This is a genomic window from Vibrio sp. 10N.286.46.A8 (assembly GCF_041470165.1).
GTDB classification, from domain to species: Bacteria; Pseudomonadota; Gammaproteobacteria; order Enterobacterales; family Vibrionaceae; genus Vibrio; species Vibrio tasmaniensis_A.
Genome location: NZ_JBFRLX010000364.1, coordinates 1 through 1,217, shown reverse-complemented (window position 1 = coordinate 1,217; position 1,217 = coordinate 1). Strand labels below are relative to the sequence as shown.

The following is a 1,217-nucleotide window of genomic DNA, read 5'->3' as shown; positions in this document are numbered from 1 at the left end:
CTCGCCGCTTTTTCGTTTCTTTACGTCGTTTACTCAATAAGTAAAACAACCGAACAATACTTTTATGAAAAGACTTAGCTGTCGTCTTCAGTAAAGTTTGTCGGTAACGTTGTCTTCATCTCGTTCCAAATCTGTGCGCTTGCGATACCGTAGTTACGAATCACAAGTGGTAAATTCTCACGCTCACCGCTTTCACAAATAACAAACAAGTTTTTGTAGAACTCCATGGCTAAACGACGAGCTTCTGGGTTAGAGAAGTAGTAGCTACCAACACGGTCGTACAATTTACGAACACCATTAAAGATCAGGCCATAAATTTGGTTACCTGAATGGAATGCTAAACGTTGGAAAAGCATGTAATCGTAGAAGTTAAAAGTTTTAGCAATTAAGATCGTTTGACGCTTCGCTTCATCTTTTTCTACGTCTTCTTTCACCGATTGTTTGATCTTGTCAGCATATGGCGACGATTCTAAGAATTCATCCCAAGTAGGTGCCGCAAGTAAAGATTCACAAGATTCAATCACGTTAGTAATCGTACGCTCTGAAGCCTCTTTATTTGCTTTGAATGCATAACGCATAAAGATAGGGCTGATGTTAGTACGAGCAGCAAGCAGGTCTTCTACCATTTTGCTTGCGTTATCAACGTCCAACGTCATTAATGTATCAAGGATATGAAGACCTGACGTTTCCATAAACTGATTAACTTTAGTTGGCTTACCGTGTTGGATTGTCAACCAACCATCACGAGCAAGACGCTGAAGTACTTCACGAAGCGTAGTACGTGTAACACCAATCAGCTCAGAAAGCTCACGCTCTGCGGGCAAGATAGAACCTGGAGCGAAACGGCCATTCCAAATACTTTCAATGATATACTTTTCTGCAAATCCTGCCGGGCTCTTTGCCTTAATGACCATCTACACTTCAATCCAATTTAATTATTTTGTTCTAATTTACTCATCATACCACTAGTTAACACCCCGCGGAAATACCCCCAAAAAATTTTACTCACTCAAAACCCAAATAGAGTTAAAACTCTAAAGTTCAGCACACGTTTGCACTCAAGGTTTGGATAGCAAGCGACTACAAACCATCATTTAAACAAACCATTAACACAACAAATTCTTTTTAAAATCAATGAGATTGGTCATATTTTTAAATCTATTAATTTGCAATATTAAGTTGTAATAATCATATATAAGCCGTCGTTATTCTGTAAA

General features: G+C 38.5%; 1 protein-coding gene. It reads right to left on the bottom strand.

The genetic code is table 11. The features are described 5' to 3' along the window. Positions 1-74: 74 nt before the first annotated feature. Positions 75-914 carry a fatty acid metabolism transcriptional regulator FadR gene (fadR, locus tag AB4232_RS22460; RefSeq protein ID WP_009848622.1) on the bottom strand — a complete coding sequence of 280 codons (840 nt, stop codon included), beginning with the start codon at positions 912-914 and terminating at the stop codon, positions 75-77. Positions 915-1,217 lie beyond the last annotated feature (303 nt).